The 25,366-nt window shown below is 68.4% G+C and carries 21 protein-coding genes and 1 tRNA gene; 10 read left to right on the top strand and 12 right to left on the bottom strand.

Annotation, left to right across the window (positions count from 1 at the left end):
• Positions 1–9: 9 nt before the first annotated feature.
• Both ACTJLD_RS07630 and rtcR read right to left on the bottom strand, forming a co-directional pair.
• Positions 10–597 carry an SUKH-3 domain-containing protein gene (locus ACTJLD_RS07630; protein WP_260438184.1) on the bottom strand — a complete coding sequence of 196 codons (588 nt, stop codon included), beginning with the start codon at positions 595–597 and terminating at the stop codon, positions 10–12.
• A gap of 5 nt (positions 598–602) precedes the next feature.
• Complete coding sequence (gene rtcR, locus ACTJLD_RS07635) at positions 603–2,222, bottom strand: RNA repair transcriptional activator RtcR (RefSeq protein ID WP_440658447.1); 1,620 nt, start codon at positions 2,220–2,222, stop codon at positions 603–605.
• A gap of 335 nt (positions 2,223–2,557) precedes the next feature.
• Here rtcR and ACTJLD_RS07640 point away from each other — a divergent pair.
• The 6 genes from ACTJLD_RS07640 (at position 2,558) to ACTJLD_RS07665 (ending at position 8,972) form a co-directional block, all read left to right on the top strand.
• Positions 2,558–2,630: transfer RNA gene (locus ACTJLD_RS07640), tRNA-Cys, on the top strand.
• Positions 2,631–2,888: 258 nt separating this feature from the next.
• The gene (locus ACTJLD_RS07645; RefSeq protein WP_027790918.1) at positions 2,889–4,028 is read left to right on the top strand and encodes a slipin family protein; all 1,140 of its coding nucleotides are present in this window, start codon (positions 2,889–2,891) and stop codon (positions 4,026–4,028) included.
• Between the two features lie 62 nt (positions 4,029–4,090).
• The gene (locus ACTJLD_RS07650; RefSeq protein ID WP_060083344.1) at positions 4,091–5,314 is read left to right on the top strand and encodes an RtcB family protein; all 1,224 of its coding nucleotides are present in this window, start codon (positions 4,091–4,093) and stop codon (positions 5,312–5,314) included.
• Positions 5,315–5,369: 55 nt separating this feature from the next.
• On the top strand, positions 5,370–6,182 hold the full coding sequence (locus ACTJLD_RS07655) for a nucleotidyltransferase domain-containing protein (RefSeq protein WP_440658449.1): 813 nt from the start codon (positions 5,370–5,372) through the stop codon (positions 6,180–6,182).
• 257 nt (positions 6,183–6,439) lie between these two features.
• Complete coding sequence (locus tag ACTJLD_RS07660) at positions 6,440–7,588, top strand: DUF1176 domain-containing protein (protein WP_440658450.1); 1,149 nt, start codon at positions 6,440–6,442, stop codon at positions 7,586–7,588.
• A gap of 61 nt (positions 7,589–7,649) precedes the next feature.
• The gene (locus ACTJLD_RS07665) at positions 7,650–8,972 is read left to right on the top strand and encodes an XAC2610-related protein (protein ID WP_440658451.1); all 1,323 of its coding nucleotides are present in this window, start codon (positions 7,650–7,652) and stop codon (positions 8,970–8,972) included.
• Between the two features lie 36 nt (positions 8,973–9,008).
• Here ACTJLD_RS07665 and ACTJLD_RS07670 read toward each other — a convergent pair whose 3' ends face one another.
• Positions 9,009–9,677, bottom strand: a complete 669-nt coding sequence (locus tag ACTJLD_RS07670) for an O-methyltransferase (RefSeq protein ID WP_091920142.1) — start codon at positions 9,675–9,677, stop codon at positions 9,009–9,011.
• Between the two features lie 132 nt (positions 9,678–9,809).
• Between ACTJLD_RS07670 and ACTJLD_RS07675 the strand changes: the two genes are divergently transcribed.
• Both ACTJLD_RS07675 and ACTJLD_RS07680 read left to right on the top strand, forming a co-directional pair.
• Positions 9,810–11,105: an O-acetylhomoserine aminocarboxypropyltransferase/cysteine synthase family protein gene (locus tag ACTJLD_RS07675; protein WP_021157380.1), complete on the top strand. Its 1,296-nt coding sequence runs from the start codon at positions 9,810–9,812 to the stop codon at positions 11,103–11,105.
• A 182-nt stretch (positions 11,106–11,287) separates the two neighbouring features.
• Complete coding sequence (locus tag ACTJLD_RS07680; RefSeq protein ID WP_440658453.1) at positions 11,288–12,013, top strand: ZIP family metal transporter; 726 nt, start codon at positions 11,288–11,290, stop codon at positions 12,011–12,013.
• Positions 12,014–12,029: 16 nt separating this feature from the next.
• Here the strand turns inward: ACTJLD_RS07680 and ACTJLD_RS07685 are convergent, their stop codons facing one another.
• The gene (locus ACTJLD_RS07685) at positions 12,030–12,533 is read right to left on the bottom strand and encodes a hypothetical protein (protein WP_027790911.1); all 504 of its coding nucleotides are present in this window, start codon (positions 12,531–12,533) and stop codon (positions 12,030–12,032) included.
• 65 nt (positions 12,534–12,598) lie between these two features.
• Positions 12,599–12,874 (bottom strand): DUF4148 domain-containing protein, encoded by a 276-nt coding sequence (locus ACTJLD_RS07690; protein ID WP_440658454.1) that lies wholly within the window; start codon positions 12,872–12,874, stop codon positions 12,599–12,601.
• Positions 12,875–13,191: 317 nt separating this feature from the next.
• Between ACTJLD_RS07690 and ACTJLD_RS07695 the strand changes: the two genes are divergently transcribed.
• Positions 13,192–14,352 (top strand): porin, encoded by a 1,161-nt coding sequence (locus ACTJLD_RS07695; protein WP_440658455.1) that lies wholly within the window; start codon positions 13,192–13,194, stop codon positions 14,350–14,352.
• A gap of 311 nt (positions 14,353–14,663) precedes the next feature.
• On the opposite strand, the gene ACTJLD_RS07700 is transcribed toward ACTJLD_RS07695, so the two are convergent.
• Positions 14,664–15,020, bottom strand: a complete 357-nt coding sequence (locus tag ACTJLD_RS07700) for a hypothetical protein (RefSeq protein WP_440658456.1) — start codon at positions 15,018–15,020, stop codon at positions 14,664–14,666.
• 206 nt (positions 15,021–15,226) lie between these two features.
• On the opposite strand from ACTJLD_RS07700, the gene ACTJLD_RS07705 reads away from it, so the two are divergent.
• Positions 15,227–15,514: a DUF4148 domain-containing protein gene (locus ACTJLD_RS07705; RefSeq protein WP_440658457.1), complete on the top strand. Its 288-nt coding sequence runs from the start codon at positions 15,227–15,229 to the stop codon at positions 15,512–15,514.
• Between the two features lie 79 nt (positions 15,515–15,593).
• Here ACTJLD_RS07705 and ACTJLD_RS07710 read toward each other — a convergent pair whose 3' ends face one another.
• The 6 genes from ACTJLD_RS07710 to ACTJLD_RS07735 form a co-directional block, all read right to left on the bottom strand.
• Complete coding sequence (locus ACTJLD_RS07710; RefSeq protein WP_440658459.1) at positions 15,594–17,018, bottom strand: heavy metal sensor histidine kinase; 1,425 nt, start codon at positions 17,016–17,018, stop codon at positions 15,594–15,596.
• The gene (gene irlR / locus ACTJLD_RS07715) at positions 17,015–17,698 is read right to left on the bottom strand and encodes a heavy metal response regulator transcription factor IrlR (protein WP_021157388.1); all 684 of its coding nucleotides are present in this window, start codon (positions 17,696–17,698) and stop codon (positions 17,015–17,017) included. The genes ACTJLD_RS07710 and irlR overlap by 4 nt, the downstream gene beginning before the upstream one ends.
• Positions 17,698–20,922: an efflux RND transporter permease subunit gene (locus ACTJLD_RS07720; RefSeq protein ID WP_176098556.1), complete on the bottom strand. Its 3,225-nt coding sequence runs from the start codon at positions 20,920–20,922 to the stop codon at positions 17,698–17,700. The genes irlR and ACTJLD_RS07720 overlap by 1 nt, the downstream gene beginning before the upstream one ends.
• 149 nt (positions 20,923–21,071) lie before the next feature.
• On the bottom strand, positions 21,072–22,544 hold the full coding sequence (locus ACTJLD_RS07725) for an efflux RND transporter periplasmic adaptor subunit (RefSeq protein ID WP_440658460.1): 1,473 nt from the start codon (positions 22,542–22,544) through the stop codon (positions 21,072–21,074).
• Between the two features lie 34 nt (positions 22,545–22,578).
• Entirely contained in the window at positions 22,579–23,901 is a 1,323-nt protein-coding gene (locus tag ACTJLD_RS07730) for a TolC family protein (RefSeq protein ID WP_440658461.1), read from the bottom strand.
• 250 nt (positions 23,902–24,151) lie between these two features.
• Positions 24,152–25,342: a phosphotransferase enzyme family protein gene (locus tag ACTJLD_RS07735; protein WP_321908998.1), complete on the bottom strand. Its 1,191-nt coding sequence runs from the start codon at positions 25,340–25,342 to the stop codon at positions 24,152–24,154.
• Positions 25,343–25,366 lie beyond the last annotated feature (24 nt).

A 25,366-nucleotide genomic window follows, 5' to 3' on the forward strand; every position in this document is an offset into this window, starting at 1 on the left:
GTCGCCGCATCACGTGCGGGCAAGGAGCTGACGGACCGTCATCACGCGCGGATCGTCGATCGTCAGAACCTCGCCGTAATGGGCAATCGTTGCACGGCGGTCGAGCAACAGCGGAATCGAGACGCGCCCGAGCAGCGTCCGCTCGACCGCTTCGCCGAACGTGAATCCACACAGATACACACCGTCGACCACGCAATTGGTCGAGAACACTCGGCCCTGCGCATCGACATAAAACTCGGCGTACCCGAGATCGTCTTCGGCGAAGCCGATCATCGTCGTCCCGAGCGCCTGTTCCCACGCGTCGATCTGGTGATCCTTGCGCGCCAGCGCATGAAAGACGAGCCCCATTCGCGCGCAGGTTTGCCCGCTGGCAGAGGCGCCCACGATCAGCCCGCCGAATTCGCGCAGGATCGCATCTCCCGGATGCTCGCCGTCGCCGGACGACACACGGCAACCGGAATCGCCACGCCACCCCGAATCGGCAAACAGCGCTTTGACCGACGAAGGAATCACGACCACCACCACCCTCCCGACGTTTGCGTGCACGATACCGCACGCGCTATCCGCCATGCGCGACGCAGGGAATGCATCGCGCATGCCCGTCACCTCGACGCATCGAGCGCGCCCCTCACCCCCTCCCAATCCAGCCCGAACCGCGCGAGATACTTGCGCAGCCTGTCCGCATCGTTCGGCTGCTTCTTGCTCTGCCGCGACACCGCGAACAGCGTGCGCCCCGCTTCCGACAGGCTTGCCGACACGCGGCACACGTCGAGCACGCGTTCGAGCTGCGCACGGTCGAACAGGTCGAGTTCCGCCGCACGCGCGCCGAACACCGCTTCGACGCATGCCTCGGACGATCCCGCGCCGCCCGGCTGCGACCACGTGCGCGTCAGCCGTTCGACTTCCTGTTCGGCAAGCGCTTCGGTAATCCGTCCCGCGTCGGCCAGCGTCGCCATCCGCGTGACCGACGCGGACAGCTCGCGGAAGTTGCCGGCCCACGCCGCACGCGGCGACGCGGCGAACGCGAGGTAGCGCCGCTTCGCCTCGACGTTGAAACGCACCTGCTCGCCCTGCTCGCGGCCGAACCGGTCGAGTTCGAATTCGAGGTTCGGCTCGATGTCCTCGCGGCGCTCGGCCAGCCCCGGCAGTTCGTACGTCCACAGGTTGATCCGCGCATAGAGATCCTCGCGGAAGGTGCCGGCCGCCACCATCTGCCGCAGGTCGCGGTGCGTGCCCGCGATCAGTTCGAAATCGCTGGTCGCCTCGACGTCCGCGCCGACCGGCAGGAAACGCTTCTCCTCGATCGCCTTCAGCAGCATCGCCTGTTCGTCGAGCCCGAGTTCGCCGATCTCGTCGAGAAACAGCAGGCCGCCGTCCGCCGCGCGCAGCAGCCCGGCCCGCGCCGACTGCGCGCCCGTGAACGCGCCCTTCACGTGGCCGAACAGCGTCGACATCGCCGCGTCGCCGCGCAGCGTCGCGCAGTTGATCTCGATGAACGGCCCCGCGAGCCGATGGCGGCCGCGCTTCAGCTCGTACACGCGCTTCGCGAGAAACGACTTGCCGGCGCCCGTCGGCCCGACCAGCAGCATCGGTGCGCGCGACCGCACGGCCACGCGCTCCAGTTGCTCGATCAGCGCATTGAAGCGCGCGTTGCGCGTCGCGATGCCCGCCTTCAGGAACGACACCGTCTCGTCGCGCTCGCGCGTGAAGCGCTGCGCGATCCGGTTGTAGCGCGACAGGTCGAGATCGATCACGGACATCGTGCCGGGCCCGCTCAACCCCTCGTCGGTCTTCTGCGGCGGTGCCGTCTGGGCAAGACGCGCCGGCAGGTAGCGCGCCTCCGCCAGCAGGAACCAGCAGATCTGCGCGACGTGCGTGCCGGTGGTGATGTGGATCAGGTAGTCCTCGCGGTCGAGATCGAACGGGTAGGCACGCGCGAAATCGTGCAGCGCCGCGTAGACCTCCTCGAAATCCCACGGATCGCGAATCTCCATCGGAACGAGCCGCACGTCGGTGTGCGGCGACACGCGCTCCAGGTCCTGCTTCACGCGGTTCGCGAGACGCGCGTAGTTCGGCGCGTGCAGCAGTTCGAGCCGGTCGACCGGCATGTCGCGCTGCTCGCACAGCGAAATCGTCGGCCGCCAGTTGCGCCAGCGACGCTGCGAGCCGCCGCCCTGGTCGAGCACGGTACCGAGAAAACCGATCGCGACGGTCTTGCGCATGTTTATCCCACAAGATAAGAGGCGATCCGATTGTATCGAATATTCGGATCGAGCGACGATCGGATTTTCATGCGCCGCCCGTCACGACAAATAATTTCCCCTTCTATTTCAACGACTTGGAATTTATTTCGCGCATCACGCCGGCCGCTGGCACGCTCCTCGCTAAATAGAAAGCGCCGGATGTCCCGCTGGCCCGCGAGCCAGGGTTCACAAAGCCCTGCTGGTGCGCCGCCGCCGAACCTGGTTCGTCGCGGTCGCGCATGCCGCCATGGGCAGACGAAGGCAAACGGGCGCGTACTGGAACTTCGCCCGGGTTCGAATCCCGGGGCGCCCTCCGTTCGGTAGCTCATTCGGGTAGAGCAGCCGGCGCAAGCCGGTGTGTAGCGGGTTCGAATCCCGCTCGAACGCTGTCCGCAAGGACAGCCTTGTAATGAAAGCAGTACCCGCCGGTGCGGGCCGCAAGGCCCGCCGCGCGTCGGACCGGTTGCGGTTCCGCGCGATCGGCCGGACGGCCGCACGGCCCGCGCGAAGGCGCACGACGACGCGAAGCAGGATGCGTCGCCGCACACTTCGGCGCCGGGCCTGCGCGCCGCCCGCCCGGTTGCGTCGCCCCGCGATCCGCACGATGCGCGTCACCCGGCGGTCATCGAAGAAAAGGACAAGAATATGTGGATGCGACATGTAGTGAAAAAGAACGAACGCGCGCTGCTGATGAACGAGGGCGATTTCGTGAAGGTGCTCGAACCGGGCGTGTTCAAGGCCTTCGATCCGTTCAAGCGCCTGTCGGTGCAGACCGCGCGTCTCGACGCGCCGCTTGCCGACGCGGCACTGGCCGATTACCTGCGTCACGACGCACAGGACGTGCTCGCCCGGCACTTCGTCGCGATGGATCTCGCCGACGACGAAGCCGGCCTGCGCTACGAAGACGACGTGCTCGTCGAGATCCTGGCGCCGGGCACGCGCCGGCTGTACTGGCGCGGCCTGACCGCCCACCGTCTCGAGCGCGTCGATCTCGCGCAGGACAGCATGCTGCCGGCCGCGCTCGTGAAGCGCATCGCGCAACCGGCGCTGCGGGCGCGCGGTGTGGCGGGCCTGGCGGGCGTACTGCTGGCGCAGGTGCCGGCGTACCACGTCGGCGTGCTGAAGATCGACGGCAAGATCGAGCGGCTGCTGGACGCGGGCGTCTCGGCGTTCTGGCGCTTCAACCGCGACATCGCGGTCGAACTCGTCGACCTGCGCGTGCAGGCGCTCGAAGTCGGCGGACAGGAAATCCTGACGCGCGACAAGGTCGCGCTGCGGTTGAACCTGTCGGCGACGTGGTGTTATGCGGACGTGCTGCATGCGTTCGGCCAGCTGCAAAAGCCGGTCGAGCACCTGTATCGCGAGCTGCAGTTCGCCCTGCGCTCGGCCGTCGGCACACGCTCGCTCGACGAACTGCTGGAAGACAAGCAGTCGATCGACGACGTCGTGATCACGCAGGTGCGTGCACGCCTCGGCAACTCGGGCGTGGACGTGCGCAGCGTCGGCGTGAAGGATATCGTGCTGCCGGGCGACATGAAGACGATCCTCGCGCAGGTGGTCGAGGCGGAGAAGTCCGCGCAGGCGAACGTGATTCGCCGCCGCGAGGAAACGGCGGCCACGCGTTCGCTGCTGAACACCGCGAAGGTGATGGAAGAAAACCCGACCGCGCTGCGGCTCAAGGAGCTGGAAACGCTCGAGCGCGTCGCGGAACGGATCGACCGCATCTCGGTGTTCGGCGGTCTCGACCAGGTGCTGAACGGACTCGTCAGCATCAAGGGCGCCTGACGGGCGCAACGGCGCGGCGCAAGTGTGCCGCGCCGCATGAATGAAGGAATCAGGTGAAGCAAATGAGTGCAATGGATTACCAGGTGATGGAACTGGCGAACGGCAAGCCGGTGAAGATGTGGACGCAAGGCGTCGCCGTCGAGGACGAAGCGCGCGCACAGCTGCGCAACACCGCGCAGATGCCGTTCATCTTCAGCCACGTCGCGGTGATGCCGGACGTCCACCTCGGCAAGGGCTCGACGATCGGCAGCGTGATCCCGACGAAGGGCGCGATCATTCCGGCCGCGGTCGGCGTCGACATCGGCTGCGGGATGATGGCCGCGCGCACGACGCTGACGGCAGCCGACCTGCCGGATTCGCTCGCGGGCCTGCGCAGTGCGATCGAACGCGCGGTGCCGCACGGCCGCGCGCCGGGCCGCCGCGATCCGGGCGCGTGGGGCGACCGCACGCCGGCCGCCGTGACCGAATCGTGGAAGTCGCTGCAACCGGGCTTCCAGCGGATCGTCGACAAGTATCCGAAGCTGGAAAAGACGAACCACTACGCGCATCTCGGCACGCTCGGCACCGGCAACCACTTCATCGAAGTGTGCGTCGACGAAGCGGACCACGTGTGGTTCATGCTGCACAGCGGCTCGCGCGGCGTCGGCAATGCGATCGGCAGCCTGTTCATCGAACTCGCGCAGGCCGACATGCGGCAGCACATCGCGAACCTGCCGGATCGCAACCTCGCGTATTTCACCGAGGGCAGCCGCCACTTCGACGACTACGTCGAGGCGGTCGGCTGGGCGCAGGACTACGCGCGGCGCAACCGGCAGGCGATGATGGATGCGGTGATCGGCGCGGCGCGCGGCGTGATCGCGAAGCCGTTCTCGGTCGACGAACACGCGGTGAACTGCCACCACAACTACGTGCAGCGCGAACGCCATTTCGGCGAAGACGTGCTCGTGACGCGCAAGGGTGCGGTGTCCGCGCAGAAGGGGCAGCTCGGGATCATTCCGGGCTCGATGGGTGCGAAAAGCTTCATCGTGCGCGGGCTCGGCAACCCGGAAAGCTTCTGCTCGTGCAGCCACGGCGCGGGCCGGACGATGAGCCGCACCGAAGCGAAGCGCCGCTTCACGGTCGACGACCAGGTGAAGGCGACCCAGGGCGTCGAATGCCGGAAGGATTCGGGCGTCGTCGACGAAATCCCGATGGCCTACAAGGACATCGACGCGGTGATGGCGGCCCAGCGCAGCCTCGTCGAAGTGGTGCATACGCTGCGCCAGGTGGTGTGCGTGAAAGGATAGCGCGGTGCGCGGCCGATGGCCGGCGGCCGCGCGCAACGAGAGAGAAACGACAATCATGAAAACGGAACAACTGACTGCCGTGCGCAGTGCGCACCCGGTCGACCCGGCCGTGCGGGCGCGCGTGATGGCTGAGCTCGCGGAAGTCGAACGCCGCCACGACGTGAGCGTGCTGTTCGCGTGCGAATCGGGCAGCCGCGGCTGGGGGTTCGCCTCGCCGGACAGCGACTACGACGTGCGCTTCGTGTATGCGCACCGGCGCGACTGGTTCCTGAGCGTCGAAGCGCAACGCGACGTGATCGAGCGGCCGCTCGACGACGAGCTGGACGTCAGCGGCTGGGAACTGCGCAAGGCGCTGCAACTGCTGCGCCGCTCGAACCCGACGCTGCTCGAATGGCTCGACTCGCCCGTCGTGTATCGCGAAGACGCGCGCTGGGCGCCGCGGCTCAGGTCGCTGGCGTCGGCATTCTTCTCGCCGGTGCGCGGGCGTCATCACTACCTCGCGATGGCGAAGAAGAACTTTCGCGGCTATCTGCAAGGCGACACGGTGCGTTACAAGAAATACCTGTACGTGCTGCGGCCGCTGCTCGCGGTGCGGTGGATCGACGCGGGGCTCGGAATGCCGCCGATGCGTTTCGCGGCGCTCGTCGACGGCACCGTGCACGAGCCGTCGGTGCGCGCGGAGCTCGACGCGCTGCTCGCGCTGAAGATGAGCGCGAACGAAAGCGAATACGGGCCGCGCCGGCCGGCGATCCACGCGCTCGTCGAGACGATGCTCGCCGATGCCGAACACGATCGCGAATACAAGCGGCCGTGGGGCGACGTGGCGACGCTCGACGCGTTCCTGCGCGACGTGGTCGACGCACGATGAAAAGCGAACGGCGCGGTGCCTGCTGGCATCGCGCCGTTTGCGCATCCGTGCACGTGCGCCCCGTGCCGGCCAGCAACGTACGTGCCCGCACACGACGCGCCGCCGCCGCGATCGGCGCCCATTGCGGCGGTATACTCGAAACCGTTCCGCAAAGCGCGCCCCTGCATGCGCCGCTGCCTTCGACCGCCCCGCTTGCTGACGATGCGCTTGCAGTCCGACGTCTTGCGCCCGCCCATCCACAGTCGATACGAACCGTCATGTCGCACCGCCTTTCGCTCGCCATCGCCGCCCTCCTCGCCGTTTCCCCGATCGTTGCCCTGGCCCGTCCGCTCACGCGGCCGCCGGTCGAGCGCGACTTCAAGAACTGGTCGGTCGTCTGCGACAACGTCAATCGTTGCATTGCCGAAAGCCATGCCGACGACATCGACGACTCGCGCACCAGCCTCATCCTGCGCGTGACGCGCGATGCCGGCCCGGACGCGCAAGCCTCGCTCGCCCTCTATGCGTCGGCGCCGCTGGACCTGCGCACCGCACGCGCGGACGGCCGCCCGTTCGATGCGATGGCGGCCCAGTGGCATGCGTTCGGCGGCAAACCGGACGACGACGAAGCACACCCGTTCCGGATCCGCACCGACGATCCGGCAACGGTTGCCGCATGGCTCACCGCGGCGCGCAACGCGCAACTGCTGAGCTTCGGCGATCCGGCGTCGGCGCAAACCGCCCGGACGCCGTTGACGGGGTTGAACGCCGCGCTGCTGCTGATCGACGACACGCAGGGCCGGGTCGGCACGACGACGGCGCTGCTGCGCCCCGGCAACCGGCCCGCGTCGTCGGTGCCGGCCGCGCCGGCACTGCCGCCCGCCGTCGTGCCGGCGCCGGCCGTCGCGGACCTGCCGGCCGGCGGGCAGCGCCCGCTCGTCGACGCGGTGCTCGCGAAGTTCGGCGACGACATCAAGCAATGCGCGGCCGACGTCGAAGACGAAATGTCGGCCAGCGACCGCCGGAAGGCGTCGCGCGCCGTGGCGATCTCCGCCGACGAGGCGCTCGTCGCGATACCGTGCCAGACCAGCAGCATGTATAACCGCACCGACCTGTGGTATCGCGTGCGAAGGACGGCACCGTTCACGCCGACGGCGATGAATTTCGGCGAGAACGCGAACGCGGGGCTCGACTCGGCGTCGTTCGCGAACGAACTGACGGAGGCGGGCTACGACCGCACCCACGCGACGCTGTCGAGCAAGGTCAGGCTGCGCAGCGCCGGCGATTGCGGCTCGACTGCGTCGTGGATCTTCGACGGCCGGCGCTTCCTGCTCAGCGACATCGCCACGCACGGCACGTGCAACGGCCTGTTCGACGATCAATGGCCACGCCTGTATCGACGCGCCGATGCGCCAGGAAACCGCTGACGCGTGCATCGCACCGCAACACGCCGGCAGTCACACCCATAACAAACCGAGGGGCCGACCCATGCATCTCCCGTTCATCGACGCGTCGCGCAATGCGATCGCGACGCGGCGCACGCGCGGCTGGCGCGGCGCAATTGCGTTCGCACTGCTCGCCGTCACCGCGTTCGCCTTTTCGCCAATGAGTGCGGCGAGTGCGGCGAGTGCGGCGAGTGCGGCAAGCACCGACGATACGGTCGAGATCCCGTTCTGGTCGCGCGACTGGGTCGGCACGATCGGCAACCGGCATGTCGAAGTCTCGCTGTCGCGCGTGGCGGGCACGGTATCGGGCTCGTACTGCTACGCGCCCTGCACGTCCGACAAACGCTACCGGCTCGCGCTGAAGGGGACGCTCGACGCGCACGGCGCCACGCTGTCGGAACGCGACAGCGGCGCGAAAGCCGACGCCGATCGCGTAACGGGCACGTGGCGCGTGGCATCGCTCGACAATGCGGTGGCCGGCACGTGGGCGTCGCCGGACGGCAAACGCACGCTGCCCGTCTCGCTCGCAATGAAACAGGACGGCAGGCCGTTCCCTTACGAGATCCGCCTCGTCGCGGACAAGCTGCCGGACGACGACGGTTCATGCAACGACCCGCCGCACGTCACCGCGATCCGCCTGTACGATCGCGGCCGCCTCGTGCAGACGCTGCAGACCGATTCACGCGGCACCTGCGGCCTGTTCACGCCCGATTTCGCCGACGTGAATTTCGACGGCTGGCCCGACCTGATGCTCGCGCAATCGATGGGCGCGGGCCCGAACATTCCGTACCAGACGTGGATCTTCGACCCGAAGACGCGGCGCTTCGTCGACGCGCCGCAGGGGCTGCAGGGCATCACGTCGCCGGAGTTCGATGCCGTGCACCGGATCATCTGGACGAGCTGGCGCGCGAGCTGCTGCGAGCACGGCGTGACGACCTACCGCTGGCAGGGCAACGACGTGAAGGAGGCCGACTCCGCCAGCAGCTACCTGCTGCCGGTGCTCGACGGGAACACGCGCCGCTATTGCTACGTCATGCCCGGCTACGGCGACGGCTACATCGAGTTTCCGCAGCGCATCGAGCACGCCGGCACGGGGCTGCGCTCGACGCTGGGCGCGCTGAAAGACTGCGAGGTGGACGCGTCACCGTGGATGGCGCGCGTGTACATCGACATCTGGAAGCCGGGCGCGCCCGGCCACGCGCCGACGCTCGTCCGCACCGAAAAGGTCGCGTGGAAGCGCACGTCGACCCGCGCCGGCATGAAATTCTGCCCCGACGTGCCGTTCTACGACAACGGCCGCATCCGCCGCATCGTGCTGCGCGACGATCCCGAGCAGTGCAACGACAGGAATCCCGACCAGAACTAGCGCGCGGGTCGACCGCACGCGCGTGCCGCCCTCACGTCACGCGCCGACGATCGAGATCGAGAACCCGTCCCAGCCCTTCTGCCCGACCGTCTGCACGGCCGTCGTGGTGACGTGCGGCGCGGCCGCGAGACGCGCGAACCCGTCGCGCACGCCGGCCACGTCGGGCTCACGATTGTCGGGATCGGCCACCCGCCCGCCGCGCACGACGTTGTCGACGACGATCACCGTGCCGGGCCGCGACAGCTTCAGCGCCGCGTCGAGATAGACCGGGTTGTTGTCCTTGTCGGCATCGATGAAGATGAAATCGAACGGCGCTTCGCCCGCGTCGACGAGCCGCGCGAGGCTGTCCTTCGCGCTGCCGACCACCACCGTCACGACCTCCGCGAACCCGGCACGCGCGATGTTCCGCGTCGCGACCTTCGCATGTTCGGGGTTCAGCTCGAGCGTCACGAGCGTGCCGCCCGGCGGCAATGCGCGCGCGAGCCAGATCGTGCTGTAGCCGCCGAGCGTGCCGACCTCGAGGATCCGCCGCGCGCCGCGAATCGTCGCGAGCAGTTGCAGCAGCTTGCCCTGGTTCGGCGCGACGTTGATCGCGGGCAGCCCGGCCGCGTGGCTCGCTGCCAGCGCGGCGTCGAGCGCGTCGTCGGACGGCACGAGCGTCGCGGAGAAATACGCATCCACCTGGTTCCAGTGATCCTGATTCATCGCGCACCCCTTGTTTGCGGAAAGGGCATTCTATGCGCCGCACCGCCATAAGCAACAAACCATTCGTTCTAAGGGCCGCCGCGCACGTGCTCCTATAATCGCTCGACCACCACAACAACAGACGGAGCACCCATGACCGATCAGGCCTCTTCGAACTGGCGCCTCGAAACCATCGCCGTGCACGGCGGTTATCGTCCCGACCCGACCACGCGCGCGGTCGCCGTGCCGATCTACCAGACCGTTGCGTACGCATTCGACGACACGCAGCACGGCGCCGACCTGTTCGACCTGAAGGTGCAGGGGAACATCTACACGCGGATCATGAACCCGACGACGGACGTACTCGAGCAGCGTATCGCCGCGCTCGAGGGCGGCATCGGCGCGCTCGCGCTCGCATCGGGACAATCGGCCGTCACGTACGCGATCCAGACGATCGCCGAGGCCGGCGACAACATCGTGTCCGCGAGTTCGCTGTACGGCGGCACCTACAACCTGTTCGCGCATACGCTGCCGCAATACGGGATCACGACGCGCTTCGCCGATCCGCGCGACCCCGCGTCGTTCGAGCCGCTGATCGACGCGCGCACGAAGGCGATCTTCGCGGAATCGGTCGGCAACCCCCTCGGCAACGTCACCGACATCGCCGCGCTCGCGGAAGTCGCGCATCGCCACGGCATCCCGCTGATCGTCGACAACACGGTGCCGTCGCCGTATCTGCTGCGCCCGTTCGAGCACGGCGCGGACATCGTCGTGCATTCGCTGACGAAGTATCTCGGCGGGCACGGCACGAGCCTGGGCGGCGCGATCGTCGATTCGGGCAAGTTCCCGTGGGCCGAGCATGCGGACCGCTTCAAGCGGCTGAACGAGCCCGACGTCAGCTATCACGGCGTCGTCTACACGGAAGCGTTCGGGCCGGCCGCCTATATCGGCCGCGCGCGCGTGGTGCCGCTGCGCAACATGGGCGCGGCCATCTCGCCGTTCAATGCCTTCCAGATCCTGCAGGGCATCGAAACGCTGGCGCTGCGCGTCGAACGGATCAGCGACAACGCGCTGAAGATCGCGCAGCATCTCGCGCGTCACGAGCAGGTCGAATGGGTGAACTATGCGGGCCTGCCCGACCACCCCGACCATCCGCTGGTCGCGCGCTACCTGTCGGGCCGTGCGCCGGGCATCCTGACGTTCGGCGTGAAGGGCGGCCGCGACGGCGGCGCGAAGTTCCAGGACGCGCTGAAGCTGTTCACGCGGCTCGTCAACATCGGCGACACGAAATCGCTCGCAACGCATCCGGCATCGACGACGCACCGGCAACTGTCGCCGGCCGAACTCGCGAAGGCCGGCGTGAAGGAAGAAACGGTGCGGCTGTCGATCGGCATCGAACATATCGACGACCTGCTCGCCGATCTCGACCAGGCGCTCGCGCAGGTGTGACCGGCACGGGCGCGCCGGCTTGCCGGTGCGCCCTGCATCGAATGTGTTGACCTTGAAGCGGCTTCAGGGTGTTCAATCCCCGGTTGATGCCGGGGCAGCGCCCGGCGTGCATGAACCGTACCCTGCGGCCGGGCAGCCGGACGCCGAGCCCGCTGCGGTACGCCAACCGTTCGAGAGGCCTCATGACACCGACCGCGAAGCTTGCGCTACTGACGTTACCGCCCGTGCTGGCGGCCTGTTTCGGCGCACTCTCCGCCGCGTGGCGCGCCCCCGGCCCGACCACGTCGAGCGTCATCCAGCATTTCACCGGCGGCATCGTGTTCGCGGCCGCGGCGCTCGAACTGCTTCCGCAAGATCGCGCGCATGCGCTGTTTCCGGTCGTCGTCGGCTTCGTGCTCGGCATCGCGCTGATGCTCGCGATCCGTGCGCTGTCCGGCGCGATCGAGACGCGCTTCGAGGACGCGCGGCTGCCCGTGAGCCTCGTCATCGTCACCGCGATCGACCTCGTCATCGACGGCCTCGTGCTCGGCATCGCCTTCTCCGCGAGCACCGAAAGCGGCATCATCCTGACCGTCGCGCTGACGCTCGAGGTGCTGTTCCTCGCGCTGTCGGTCAGCGCCGCGCTCGCGGCCGCCGGCATTGCCCGCATGCTGTCGATCGTCGTGCCGGTCGGGCTCGCGGCACTGCTGAGCGTCGCAGCCGTTGCCGGCAACGCGGCGTTCGCAGGGCTTCCCGCCAATATCTACGCGGCGCTGCTCGGGCTCGGCACCGTCGCGCTGCTGTACCTCGTCACCGAGGAGCTGCTGGTCGAAGCGCACGAGGTACCCGAAACGCCGTTTGCGACGGCCGCGTTCTTCATCGGCTTCATCGTGTTCTTCCTGATCGAAGGATCGGTGAAGGCCGGATAAGCCGGCCGCGCGCCGATTACCACGTCGTCGCGCCCGTCGGATACGTGTCGACGATGCGCGTGCCGTTGACCGGCGTCACGCCTTCGTTGCGCAGCGCGGCCCACAGGTCGATCGCGTGTTCGCGCGACTTGCGGCTGCCGTCGTCGGTCAGCACGTTCAGCGCGATCACCTCGTCGCGGGTCGTCAGTTGCAGCTGCTCCTTCAGCTTGCGTGACTGATGCGACGCGGTGCGGATATCGCCGAGCAGAATCCGCTTCTCCGCAACGTCCTGCCCGCCGCCTGCATCGGCCGGCACGAACGTCAGCCGTCCGCTTCCGACCTCGCATTGCCCGCGCGTGAACGTCGCGCTCCACTCGCCGGCCGGCACGGTCGCGAGTTCGCAGCGCATCCGCTCGTTCGCGCGGCGGCCGACCTCGTGCGCCGGCGCGTGCGACAGCGCGCGTTCCGGCCAGCCGGCCGCCATCGCAGCCGTCGACATCAGGCACGCCGCGAGCACGATTCCTTTCGCGAAATGGCGCATGGCACTCTCCTCTTCGTGTGGGGTGCGGCCGGCGGGCACCGTGCCGGCCGGCCGCGCATGAACGATCAACGAACCGCAAGACGGTTGTCGTGCGCATCGACCAGCGGCGCCGCCTCGCCGCGATGTACCGTCGCGCGATGGATTTCCTGGTTGCGCGCGACAGTGGCCGGGCTCGCCGGGTAGTCGTGGTTCGGGCTCGGGATCACGCCGTCGTGGCGGGCACGCACCAGTTCCTGACGGACTTCCTGACGGGTCTTCTGCTGCGCGGCTGCTGCCTGCGAGACGGCCGTAATCGACAGGACGGCAGCGGCGACGACGATCATCGGTCGCGGAATGTTCATGTGGCTCGCTCCTTGCTGGAAAGATGTGACAGGAGCCTTCACTTTGATCCGGCGGCGGTGCGCAATCGTGATCGCAGCATGACGGTTTCGTCACTGCCCCGGCCTCTCCTGTATCGCACTCCCAATGAAAACGGGTCGCAAGTTCCCAGGTCGATGACGCGGCGATGACATTTTTCTCATTTGTCCCTCACCTTCACGATCCGAACGCTTTCCAGAATCGGCAGCGCGATTGCGACATTCCGCGCCTGCCGCACCAACGCGCGGCGCCGGAATCGACCGATGCACGGATCGATCCTCTTGAACCTCAGGGACACACCATGAAAACTCCAGTTCGGCTCGCGATGATGTCGGGTGCGATGCTCACGGCCGCCCACGCGGCACACGCGTCGGAAGTCACGCTGTACGGCCTGTTCGATACGTCGTTGACCTACGTGTGGAATGCCGACGCGAACGGCAGGAATCTCGTCGGCCTCGGCAACGGCAACCTGCTCGGCAACCGCTTCGGCGTGAAGGGCGCGGAAGATCTCGGCGGCGGGCTGAAAGCGGTCTTCACCCTCGAAAACGGCTTCAACCCGAACACCGGCGCGCTCGGGCAAGGCAACCGGATGTTCGGCCGGCAGGCTTTCGTGGGCCTCGAAAGCGCGCGCTGGGGCACGCTGACGCTCGGCCGCCAGTACGACGCGCTCGCGGATGTCGCGTGGCCGGTCACCGGCGATTTCTACTTCGGCAGCGTCTATGCGACACCTGGCGACGTCGACAACTACGACACGTCGTCGCGTACCGACAACGCGGTGAAATACACGTCGCCACTGATCAACGGATTCCAGTTCGTCGGCATGTACGCGCTCGGCGGCGTGGCCGGCAAGAGCGGCGCCGGGCAAACATGGTCGGCCGGCCTGTCGTACAGCAACGGCCCGGTCGACGTGGCCGGCGGCTACTACTACGCGGCCAATCGTTCATCGCTCGCCAACGGCATCCGCACCGGTTGGAACAGCACCTCCGACGGCACGTTCGACGGGTCGCTGGTCAACGGCGGCTACCTCTCCGCGAAATCGATCGGCATCGCGCGCGGCGCGGTGCGCTACAGCTTCGCGCCGTTCGCGGTCGGCATCGACTACAGCAACGCGCAGTACAAGGCCGATGCGATGTCCGCATTTCGGAGCACGCAGAAGTACGACACCGCGCGCGGCTTCTTCAACTACCAGGCGACACCCAGCCTGCTCGTCGGCGTCGGCTACAGCTACACGCGCGCCCGCGGCGATACGGGCGCGACCTATCATCAGGTGTCCGCCGGCGCCGATTACGTGCTGTCGAAGCGCACCGATCTCTACGCGGTCGGTGCATGGCAGCGCGCGAACGGCGAACAGCGCACGCTCGACGGCGGCACGCAAACGGCGCAGGCGTCGATCGGCTCCTATGGTTATGGCGGTACGCGCACGCAGGGCATCGTCAATCTCGGGATGCGCCACCGGTTCTGATCGCGGCGGCAATACGCGCGCCGCGTGACGAAAATTTCATGTCCCGATCAGGTTCGCGAAGCGTCGCTTCGCTACGATCGCAAACGTGACGGGCAGCGCCCGTTCCAGACCACGCAAGCGGGTCGCTGCCGCACGGCACGTCACGCGTTAGGCCCGGACTCGTCGAGTGCCGGGCTTCTTTTTTGCTCGTCGTGGATCGACACCCTGCGTGCTCGGCGACGAACCCGCGACCGACCGCGCGGTATCCCGGACGACTCCCGCCGCATACGCGGCAACCTGAGAGCGCGCAGTCGCGTGCCGTGCGATCGCGGTCAACGCGTGCCGCTGCGCTGCGGGAACAGGCACACGTGTGTCTTGACGTACAGGTTCGGATTGCCGCAGCGATGCCCGGCATAGTCGATCTGCTCGCCGGGCATGAGGTCGGCCGGTACCGGCTTGCGCGCGGCGGCCGGCGCGGTCGATGTGGTCGATGTGGCCGACCCAGCGGGCGTTCGGCCGGAACGCGTCGACGTGCAGCCCGCGAACAACGGGACGATCAGGACTGCGATCAAGGCGAGGCGAATGGCGGGACGATACACTTTTCGGTCCGGGGTAAAAGTCGGAAAGGGCCGCCCGCATTCCGTGCTGCTGTCGCGGACGGCGTGAATGCCGTCGGCCAAGTCGACCATCGGCAGACTTCATGTTCCGCTTCCCGCTCATCGCGCCCATGACGCGAACATGACGATTGCATCATGTCGGCCGCGGTCGAACGGCACATCCCGGCATCACGCAATCTGACGCATTTTTCATCTCGCGATCACGATCACGCACGGCTGCTTTCGCATACTGGGTCCACGGTTCGCCACCCGGCGGCCCTGATCAAGGAGAGCACTCAATGAAAACCGCACAACTCGCAGCACTGTTCGTTACCGCCACGCTGTCGCTCGGCATGGCCACGCAGGCCGCGTTCGCGCAGACGCAAATGCAGGGCAAGACCCGGACGCAGGTCGTCAATGAACTGAAGCAGGCGCAGCATGACGGCGTCGTGCCGACGAGCAAGACGCAGTACCCGCCGAGCAGCGAGCTCATCGCGCGCAACAAGGAGCTTCACGGGATTTCGGTGCATGGCGGCGAGACGAAGCCGCAGACCGACAACCACGACGAACTGACCGCGCGGCAATGACGCCCGGCCGCACGACCGCGGGCAGCGCGCCACGCGCGGCCGCCTCATGGCGAACGCGCGGGCGTGCCCGCCGGCGGTGTCAGGCGCCGGCAGCCGCCAGCCGCTTCGGCTCGGCCGGCTGGTGCGGAAAGCGCAGCCAGAACGTCGTGCGCCGGCCCGGGTCGCTGTCGACGCCGCATTCGCCGCCGTGATTGTCCATGATCGACCGGACGATCGCGAGGCCCAGCCCGGTACCCGACGCCGAATTGTGCCGCGACGGATCGACGCGATAGAAGCGCTCGAAAATCCGCCCGACATGCTCGGCGGCAATGCCGGGCCCCGTGTCCGACACGGCAATCGTCGTCGCACCGCCCTGCTCCACGCAGTCGATCGTCACGACGCTGCCGCGCGGCGCGTACCTCAGCGCATTGGACAGCAGGTTGCTCAGCGCGCGCTGGTACAGCGTCAGGTCCGCATCGACCCACGTGTGACCGTCGACCTTCACCTGCACGCCCGCATCCTCCGCGAGCGCCTCGTAGTAGCCGGCCACGCGCCCGGCCTCCTCCGCCGCATTCAATCGCCGCACGTCGATCGACGTGCCGGCCTGTTCCGAGCGCGCGAGAAACAGCATGTCCTCGATCATCCGCGACAGCCGCTGGTATTCGTCGATGCTCGACTCGATCACGTTCCGGTATTCATCCGCGCTGCGCGGCTGCGACAGCACGACCTGTGCGGCCGCCTGCAGGTTCGTGAGCGGCGTGCGCATGTCGTGCGCGAGATTCGACGAGAACTGGCTCAGCCGCGTGAACGATTCGTTCAGCCGCCCGAGCATCCCGTTGAACGCGTGTTCGAGCTCCTTCAGCTCGCCCGCGGTATCGAGTTCCGGCAGCGGATGGGCGAGCCGGCTCGTCGACATCTGCTCGGCGCGCGCCGCGAACCGCCTCAGCGGGCTCAAGCCCAGCGCCGCGATGCCGTACGCGATCGCGGCCGCGAGCACCACGCCGAACACCTCGATCACGACGATCGTATAAGCGTGCGTGCGCAGCAGCAGCACGTCGGCGCTGCGGTCGTACTGCACCGCCACGCGTACCACCGGTGCGCCTGCGCCGGCGAGCGGCACGGTCGTCACGAGATACTGCTGCCGCGTGCCGGGCGGCGCGACGCCGACCGGCACGCGCCCCGCGTCGAGCGTCAGCAGCGGTGCAACCAGGCGGAATCCGGGCGTGCCGACGAGGCGCGTGCCCGCCGCGTCGTAGATCGCGAGATCCATGTTCGGATGTCCGTGCAACTGGTCGATCCAGATATCGACGTTGCGCGCGACGTCCGCCGTCGAGCGCGCTTCGGCCAGGTGCGCGCCCAGCGCGGCGGAAATCCCGGCCATCTGCTCGGCGGCCGTCGTTTCGACGCGATTGCCGAGCGCCTCGTAAAGCGCGACCCCGCTCGACGCGAGGATCACCGACGTCGACAGGATGATCAGCGCGGTCAGGCGTCCGCGCAGCGTGCGCGGCAGCAGTCGCGCGATCATGCGGCCGCGCCGCCGCGCGCTTCGAGCACGTAGCCCATCCCGCGCACGGTGTGGATCAGCTTCGGGTCGTACGCATCGTCGATCTTCGAGCGCAGGCGCCGGATCGCCGAATCGACGACGTTCGTGTCGCTGTTGAAATTCATGTCCCACACCTGCGACGCGATCGTCGCGCGCGGCAGGATTTCGCCTTCGCGGCGCATCAGCAGCCACAGCAGCGCGAATTCCTTCGCGGTCAGCAGGATCGTGTCGCCCTGCCGCGTGGCCTTGCGGCGCGTCAGGTCGAGTTCGAGGTCGGCCACGCGCAGCGTGTTCGAATCGCGCGGCTGGCCGCGCCGCAGGATCGACTTGATGCGCGCGGTCAGCTCGACGAAGTCGAACGGCTTCGCGAGATAGTCGTCGGCACCGAGCTCGAGCCCCTTCACGCGATCGCCGACATCGTCGCGCGCGGTCAGGAACAGGACGGGCGTCGACTTGCTGCGCCGCAGGTTCTGCAGCAGCGTCCAGCCGTCCTGCCCGGGCAGCATCACGTCGAGCACGAGCAGGTCGTATTCCTCGGTCTCGGCCTGGTGCTGGCCCGTGATACCGTCCTCGACCCAGTCGACGACATAACCCGCTTCCGTCAGGCCCTTGCGCAGATATGCGCCCGTCTTCGGTTCATCTTCGACAATCAGAATTCGCATCACGCATTACCCTTGAAGAAACCCAGCCGGCGCAGCACGCCCGACACGAAGCCGCCGCCGAAGCCGCCCGCCAGCGCGGCACGCCACGACACCGCATGGCTGACGCGGTACAGCACGGGCAGCACCAGCAGCGTCAGCGCCGTGGACGACAGGATACCGCCGATCACGACCGTCGCGAGCGGGCGCTGCACCTCGGCGCCGGTGCCGGTGGCGAACGCCATCGGCAGGAAACCGAGCGACGCGACGAGCGCCGTCATCAGCACCGGCCGCAGCCGCGTGAGCGCGCCTTCGCGCACGGCGGCCTCGAGCGGCGTCCCGTCGTCGCGCAGGTTGCGGATAAACGAGATCATCACGAGCCCGTTGAGCACGGCCACGCCCGACAGCGCGATGAAGCCGACCGCCGCCGTGATCGACAGCGGAATCCCGCGCAGCCACAGCGACACGACGCCGCCGCTCAACGCGAACGGAATGCCGGTGAACACGAGCAGCCCGTCCTTCACGTTGTTGAACATCACGAACAGCAGCACGAACACCATGAACAGCGCGAGCGGCACGACGAGCTTCAGGCGCTCGCTCGCACTCTGCAGCTGCTCGAACTGCCCGCCCCACGACACCCAGTAGCCGGCCGGCACGCGCACGTCCTGCTGAAGCTGCTCGCGCGCGTCGGCGACGAACGAGCCGACGTCGCGCCCGCGCACGTTCGCGCTGACGACCACCCGCCGTTTGCCGTCCTCGCGGCTGATCTGGTTCGGGCCGGGTGCGACGTCGATCGTCGCGAGCTCCGCGAGCGGCACGTATGGCGCCGCCGCGAGCGGCGCGCTGGCGCCGGCCGCCGGCGCGGGCAATGCGATCGGCAGCCGCTTGATCGCCTCGATGTCCGAGCGCAGCTCGTCGGGCAGCCGCACGACGATGTCGAAACGGCGGTCGCCCTGGAACAGCGTGCCGGCCTTCTGCCCGCCGACGGCCGCGGCCACCGTATCCTGCAGGTCGGCCACGCTCACGCCGTAGCGCGCGAGTTTGTCGCGGTCGAGATTGACGGTCAGCACGGGCAGCCCCGTGGTCTGCTCGACCTTCACTTCGGACGCGCCCGGCACCTTCTGCAATGCCGCCGCGATCTGCTCGCCGGTCTGGTTCAGCACGGCCATGTCGTCGCCGAAGATCTTCACGGCGACGTCGCTGCGCACGCCCGAGATCAGTTCGTTGAAGCGCAGCTGGATCGGCTGCGAGAACTCGTACGCGTTGCCCGGCAGCTCGGCGAGCGCTTCCTCGATCTCCCGCACGAGCCGGTCGCGCGGCTTCTTCGGGTCGGGCCACCGGTCGGCGGGCTTCAGCATGATGTAGCCGTCCGACAGGTTCGGCGGCATCGGGTCGGCCGCGATCTCGGCCGTGCCGGTGCGCGCGAACACGCGCTCGATCTCGGGGAAGCGCGCCTTCAGTGTCTTCTCGATCGACTTCTGCATCTCGACCGACTGCGACAGGCTCGTGCCGGGAATCCGCAGCGCGGCGACCGCCAGGTCGCCTTCGTTCAGGCTCGGGATGAACTCGCTGCCGAGCCGCGTGGCAAGCCCGAGCGTGACGAGCACGATCGCGCCCGCGCCGAGCATCACGCGCACCGGTCGCGTCATGAATGCCGCGAGGACCGGCTCGTATGCGCGCCGCGCCCAGCCCATCAGCCGGTTCTCCTTCTCCTCGACGCGCTCGCCGATGAACAGCGCGACGGCCGCCGGAATGAACGTGACGGTCAGCACCATCGCGGCTGCGAGCGCCATCACGACGGTGATGGCCATCGGATGGAACATCTTGCCTTCGACACCCGTCAGCGCAAAGATCGGCAGGTACACGACCATGATGATCAGTTGCCCGAAGATCAGCGCGCGCCGCGCTTCCTGCGACGCGCCGAATACTTCCGCGAAGCGCTCGTCGCGCGTGAGCGGCCGGCCGGCGGCAGCCTGCGCATGCGCGAGCCGCCGCACGCAGTTCTCGACGATCACCACCGCGCCGTCGACGATGATCCCGAAGTCGAGCGCGCCGAGGCTCATCAGGTTCGCACTCACCTTCGCGTTGACCATCCCGGTGAAGGTCATCAGCATCGACAGCGGGATCACGAGCGCGGTGATCAGCGCCGCGCGCATGTTGCCGAGGAACAGGAACAGCACGGCGATCACGAGGATCGCGCCTTCGAGCAGGTTCTTCTTCACCGTCGCGACGGCCTTCTCGACAAGCACCGTGCGGTCGTACACGGGAATCGCCTTCACGCCGGACGGCAGCGTGCGGTTCACATCCGCCATCTTCGCGGCGACGGCCTTCGCGACCGTGCGGCTGTTCTCGCCCATCAGCATGAAGACCGTGCCGAGCACGACTTCCTCGCCGTTCGACGTCGCGGCGCCGGTACGCAGTTCGCGGCCGATGTCGACCACGCCGACGTCCTTCATCCGCACCGGCACGCCGCCGACGTTGGTCAGCACGATGTTCGCGATGTCGTCGACCGTGCGCGCCTGGCCCGGCACGCGCACGAGATACTGCTCGCCGCGTTTCTCGATGTAGCCGGCGCCGACGTTGTCGTTGTTGCGTTCGAGCGCGCGCACGACGTCGGCGAGCGTCAGCCCGTACGACATCAGCTTCGCCGGATTCGGCGCGACACGGTATTCCTTCACGTAGCCGCCGATCGAGTTGACCTCGGTCACGCCGCGCACGTTCCGGAGCTGCGGCCGCACGACCCAGTCCTGCAGTTCGCGCAGGTCGGCCGCCGTATAACGCGTGCCGTCGGGCTTGCGCGCGGCGGCATCGGCCTCGACGGTCCACAGGTAGATCTCGCCGAGGCCCGTCGACGTCGGCCCCATCGCGGGCGCGATGCCGGGCGGCAGCTTGTCCTTCGCTTCCTGGATGCGCTCGTTGACGAGTTGCCGCGCGAAGTAGATGTCGGTGCCGTCCTTGAAGATCACGGTGACCTGCGACAGCCCGTAGCGCGAGATCGAGCGCGTCTGCTCGAGGCCCGGCAGCCCGGCCATCACGGTCTCGACCGGATAGGTGATGCGCTGCTCGGCCTCGAGCGGCGAATAGCCGGGCGCGGCCGTGTTGATCTGGACCTGCACGTTGGTGATGTCGGGCACCGCGTCGATCGGCAGCTTCTGGTAGCTGAACACGCCCAGCGCGGCCACGGCCGCGATCGCCAGCATCACGAGCCAGCGGTGCGCAATCGCAAAGCGGATCAGGCGTTCAAACATGGCGAGGTTCCTTGAAGCGGGGCACGGTCACCCTCGACGGACGGGCCGCCCGGCCGGCCACCCGGCGGGCCGGGAATCTGGCCGCGAACCGGGCCGCAGACTGGGTCGCAAACCGGGCCGTGATTAGCACGACGGCGCACACGTGACGCTCATTCATGTTCCGCGCTCCCCTTGCCGAGTTCGGCCTTCAGCACGAAGCTGTTCGACGCCGCGTATTCCTGGCCCGGCTTCAGCCCCTTCAGCACTTCGGTCGCACGTTCGTCGCGCCGCCCCGTCTCGACGGCCTGCGCGACGAAGCCCTTCGGTGAACGCACGAAGACGGACGGGGCGCCATCGACGTCCTGCAGCGCGTCGCTCGCGACCGCGAGCGGCACGCCCTGCCTGCCCGCGTCGACCGACACGTTCACGAACATCCCGGGCCGCCACACGCCGTCCGGGTTCGGCAGCACGACGCGCGCGGGCGCGGTGCGCGTCTGTTCGCCGAGCAGCGAACCCACGTACGCGATCGGGCCGCTCGAACGCGATTCGAACGCGGTCGCGACGACCGTCGCGTCGCGGCCCACCCGCACGTCGTTGAGCCGCTGCGCCGGCACGGCCATCTCGGCCCATACCGTCGACAGGTCGGAGATCACGAACATGCTGGCATCGGCGGCGATCGCTTCGCCGGGCGTCGCATGCTTCTCGACGATCGTGCCCGCGAACGGCGCACGCAGTTCGTAGCGGTTCAGCGCGCCCGCGCCGGCGGGCGCATTCAGCGCGGCGAGCTTCTGCCGCGCGTTCTGCACGGCGATCTCGGCTTCGCGCAACTGCACCTGCGCCTGCTGGTAGTCCTGCTCGGCCGAAATGCGCTCCTGCCACAGCGTGCGTTCGCGCTCGTAGGTCGCGCGTGCGCCCGACAACCGGCGTTCGGCCGTCAGCAGCTCGCTGCGCCGGTCGGCGAGATCGGTGCTCGCGATCACGGCCAGCACCTGCCCCTTCGCGACGTTCTGCCCGAGCGACACCGACACCTGCTCGACGATGCCGGCCACGCGCGGCACCACGTGCGCGGTGCGATCCTCGTTGAACTTGATCTCGCCAGGGAGCTGGAACGGTGTCGCGATCTGCGCGGGGCCGGCCTTCGCGAGTGCGATCTTCGAGGTCGCCAGCTGCGCGTCGGTCAACACGATCGCGCCGTCGGCGCGTGCGAACGGGAACGAGGCGGCGTCATTGCCCGCCTTCACGTCGATCGTCGCATCGAACACGTGCGGCTTGGCGATCGACTGCGCAGACACGAACTTCCGGCCGGCCGCGTCGAAACGCAACGGCTCGTGCGTGCGGTCGTAACGGACCAGCGTGCCGGACACGGTGACGCCCTTGCCGGCCGGCTTGCCGTCGACGAACGGATAGACGACGAGGCGCGCGTCGCCGGGCTTCTCCGTCATCACGATTTCGACGGACAGCTTGCCGCGCCTGAGCACGACACCGCCGCGCTCGCCGGCGGCTTCGGCGGATGAAGCGGCTTCGGGCGCCGCCGACACGGAGGTGGCGCCGCCGCCATTGCGCGTGACGCCGAGTGCGCCGAGGACGATCCCGGCGCTGCCGAGCACGACCGCCGCGATGATCAGGATTCTGCTGCGTGACATGATGATCCTTCAGGTAATGGAGGCGTCTGTGGCGCTATTGCGTGACAGGTGCGAACGGTGCAAGCGGCGTACCGACGAGCCGGCCGATGTCGGCACGCGCGGTATGGGCGTCGGCGAGCGCGCGCACGTATTGCGACTGGCCCTGGAACAGCGTGCGCTGCGCGTCGAGCACGTCGAGGAAGCTGAACTTCCCGAGTTCGTAGCCGCGCGACATCGCGTCGAGCGCGACGCGCGCGGCCGGCAGGATGTCGTCCTTCAGCCGCTGCGCTTCCTGCGCGGCGGCTTCGAAATTCGCGTAGGCCTGCGTGAGCTCCAGCCGCAGGCGTGTGCGTTCGCGATCGAGATCGGCGTTCGCCCGAGCGGCCTTGTGCGTCGCCTCGAGCAGCGCGCCCTTGTTCGTGTTGAACAGCGGAATCGGGATCGACACGCCGACCACGGCCTGGTTGTCCGGCACGCCGCCCGTGGTCACGCGCTTCACGCCCGCGCTGATCGTCACGTCCGGAATGCGCCGCGCGCGTTCGAGCGATACGGCCGCGTTCGAGCGCAGCATCTCGGCGCGCGCGATCCGCGCGAGCGGCGCGTCGTCGAGCTGCGCGGTGAGCGCGGGCAGCGACTCGACCGGCGGCACGGCTTCGAGGTCGCCGAGCACCACCAGCCGGCCGTCGCGCGCCTCGCCCATCACCGCGTTCAGCTTCTCGCGTGCGACCTCGACGCGGCCGCGCGCCGTCACGACTTCGATCTGCACGCCGGCCGCCGCCACGTGCGCCTTGGTCGCCTCGACCGGCGACACCTTGCCGGCCTGTGCACGACGGCTCGCGAGATCCGCGGAGCGCGCGGCGATCGCGGCCGATTCCTCGGTGACCTGAAGCTGGCGCTGCGCGGCGAGCAGCCCGTAGAACGCGGCGATCACGTCGGCGCGCACGACGGCGCCCTGTTCGTCGAGAGACGCATTGGCCGCTTCCCTGCCGTACGATGCGACGTCGAGCCGCGCGCCGCGTTTGTCGCCGAGTTCGATCGTCTGGTTGATCAGCGCGGTCGACGTGCGTTCGGCGCGACGGAAGCCTTCCTGCAGGAACGACACTTCCGGATTGGGGCGCGCACCGGCCTGCATCAGCGCGCCGGCCGACGCATCGACGTCCGCGCGCGCGCCGCGCAGCGCCGGATTGTTCCGGGCCGCGACCGCGAGCGCATCGGCGAGCGTCAACGAGGTGGAAGGGCGTGCGTCGGGTGGCGGTGCGCCGATCGGCGCGGCGCCGCCGGAGATAGCCGGAGCCGGCCCCGGCGACAGCGACAGCTGCGCATGGGCCGTCGCGGCCATCGCGAAGACGACGGCCGCGGCGAGGTTGAGCTTGAGCATGTTCGGTTCTGCGGTAACGGTTTGCGACCGATGCTACGGTCCGGCCGCAGTGCGAACATGAGGCGAAGATGACATTTCCGTCATCTTGGGTGTGGCCGCGCGCAAGCGTGCGGTGCCCTGCGGGAATGGCATCCCGCGTGGACGATCAGGAAGATTGGGTGAACGTGCAGCGCGACGGCTGCGAGGAAAACTGCGGAGGGTCGGAGGATCGGGGAATCGGCGCGCGTGCGCCGAAACCCCGGCACGCGAATCAGGCTGTCCCTTGCTTCGCGCGCCGGCGCTGCACGAGCCAGTCGAGCAACTGCCGCCCGTCGCGTTCGCCGAACCACCGCGCGTGCCCGATCAGATACCCGTCGTACGCGATATCGACGATGGCCGGCGCATCGATGATGCAGCCGAAATACGCCACTTCCGACAGCGCGAACTCCGTATGCACGATCGGCAGCATCGCGACCAGCGCCGCATAGGCTTCGTCGCCCAGCGGTTCGAGTGACTCATACCCGTCGAGCAGCGCGTCGATCTGTGCGTACTCGACGCGGCGCGCCTCGGCCGGCGCCATCCAGTCGACCGTATTGCGCTCGATCGCGAGCGCGAGGTCCATGACGGCGCACGTGCGATCCGACAGCCCGAAATCGAGCACCGTCCGCACCTGCGCGCCGGGCCCCGCCTCGGTCCACAGCAGGTTCGACGCGTGCCAGTCGCCGTGCGTCCACAGCGGCGGCAGCGCGGCCAGCAGCGGCACGAGGCGCGCGTGATACGGGCCGATCGCGTCGGCCACGTCGCCGCGCCAGTCGCGCGCGCCGAGTGCGCGCACGAGCAGCGGCTGCGCCTCGACCCAGCGTTCGAGCGCGCCCGCCAGATCGTCGGACGACAGCACGCGGAAGCTCGACAGCAGCGTGCGCACGGGCCGTGCCGGCGCATCGTAGCCGGCCGACGCGCGATGCAGCTCGGCCAGCGCGCGACCGGCCGCGTAAGCGTGCGACGCATGCGTGAACGGCTGCCACGACATCACGCCGCGATACGGGTCGACGCCGGGCGCGAGCACATGCACTTCGTAGGTCCAGTCGCCGGACGCGAATGCGGTCGCACCGTTGCGATCCGCGAGCACGTCGACCACCGGCATGCCGCGTTCGCGCAGGTGCGCGATGAAGCGATGCTCTTCCTCGAGCCCCGCGACATCGCGCAGGCTCGCGTGATGACGCTTGACGAACAGCCCGCGCCCGTCCGCCATCCGCACGAGCACGGCCGCCGCGAACTGTCGCGGGCTGTGCCACGTGAGCCGCTCGGGCTCGCCGGCGCCGTCGATGCGCGCGAGCACCGCCGCCACCTCGTCGTGCGTCATCAGCGGCCAGTCGCGTTCGGCCTGCTCGCCGTCGACACCGAATTGCGGCGGCGCGACGTCACGCGGCAGGGCGCCGTCCGGCTCGAGTGGGAATGACATGAACGACGTTGCTCCGTAGTTGAA

The sequence above is a fragment of the Burkholderia sp. 22088 genome (genome assembly GCF_052045915.1).
In the GTDB taxonomy this organism is placed as follows: domain Bacteria; phylum Pseudomonadota; class Gammaproteobacteria; order Burkholderiales; family Burkholderiaceae; genus Burkholderia; species Burkholderia cepacia.

Bases quoted from the DNA above. Each gene is read 5' to 3' on its own strand.
- ACTJLD_RS07630 (WP_260438184.1), bottom strand. From the start codon at position 597: ATGCGCGATGCATTCCCTGCGTCGCGCATGGCGGATAGCGCGTGCGGT.
- rtcR (WP_440658447.1), bottom strand. From the start codon at position 2,222: ATGCGCAAGACCGTCGCGATCGGTTTTCTCGGTACCGTGCTCGACCAG.
- ACTJLD_RS07645 (WP_027790918.1), top strand. From the start codon at position 2,889: ATGTGGATGCGACATGTAGTGAAAAAGAACGAACGCGCGCTGCTGATG.
- ACTJLD_RS07650 (WP_060083344.1), top strand. From the start codon at position 4,091: ATGAGTGCAATGGATTACCAGGTGATGGAACTGGCGAACGGCAAGCCG.
- ACTJLD_RS07655 (WP_440658449.1), top strand. From the start codon at position 5,370: ATGAAAACGGAACAACTGACTGCCGTGCGCAGTGCGCACCCGGTCGAC.
- ACTJLD_RS07660 (WP_440658450.1), top strand. From the start codon at position 6,440: ATGTCGCACCGCCTTTCGCTCGCCATCGCCGCCCTCCTCGCCGTTTCC.
- ACTJLD_RS07665 (WP_440658451.1), top strand. From the start codon at position 7,650: ATGCATCTCCCGTTCATCGACGCGTCGCGCAATGCGATCGCGACGCGG.
- ACTJLD_RS07670 (WP_091920142.1), bottom strand. From the start codon at position 9,677: ATGAATCAGGATCACTGGAACCAGGTGGATGCGTATTTCTCCGCGACG.
- ACTJLD_RS07675 (WP_021157380.1), top strand. From the start codon at position 9,810: ATGACCGATCAGGCCTCTTCGAACTGGCGCCTCGAAACCATCGCCGTG.
- ACTJLD_RS07680 (WP_440658453.1), top strand. From the start codon at position 11,288: ATGACACCGACCGCGAAGCTTGCGCTACTGACGTTACCGCCCGTGCTG.
- ACTJLD_RS07685 (WP_027790911.1), bottom strand. From the start codon at position 12,533: ATGCGCCATTTCGCGAAAGGAATCGTGCTCGCGGCGTGCCTGATGTCG.
- ACTJLD_RS07690 (WP_440658454.1), bottom strand. From the start codon at position 12,874: ATGAACATTCCGCGACCGATGATCGTCGTCGCCGCTGCCGTCCTGTCG.
- ACTJLD_RS07695 (WP_440658455.1), top strand. From the start codon at position 13,192: ATGAAAACTCCAGTTCGGCTCGCGATGATGTCGGGTGCGATGCTCACG.
- ACTJLD_RS07700 (WP_440658456.1), bottom strand. From the start codon at position 15,020: ATGGTCGACTTGGCCGACGGCATTCACGCCGTCCGCGACAGCAGCACG.
- ACTJLD_RS07705 (WP_440658457.1), top strand. From the start codon at position 15,227: ATGAAAACCGCACAACTCGCAGCACTGTTCGTTACCGCCACGCTGTCG.
- ACTJLD_RS07710 (WP_440658459.1), bottom strand. From the start codon at position 17,018: ATGATCGCGCGACTGCTGCCGCGCACGCTGCGCGGACGCCTGACCGCG.
- irlR (WP_021157388.1), bottom strand. From the start codon at position 17,698: ATGCGAATTCTGATTGTCGAAGATGAACCGAAGACGGGCGCATATCTG.
- ACTJLD_RS07720 (WP_176098556.1), bottom strand. From the start codon at position 20,922: ATGTTTGAACGCCTGATCCGCTTTGCGATTGCGCACCGCTGGCTCGTG.
- ACTJLD_RS07725 (WP_440658460.1), bottom strand. From the start codon at position 22,544: ATGTCACGCAGCAGAATCCTGATCATCGCGGCGGTCGTGCTCGGCAGC.
- ACTJLD_RS07730 (WP_440658461.1), bottom strand. From the start codon at position 23,901: ATGCTCAAGCTCAACCTCGCCGCGGCCGTCGTCTTCGCGATGGCCGCG.
- ACTJLD_RS07735 (WP_321908998.1), bottom strand. From the start codon at position 25,342: ATGTCATTCCCACTCGAGCCGGACGGCGCCCTGCCGCGTGACGTCGCG.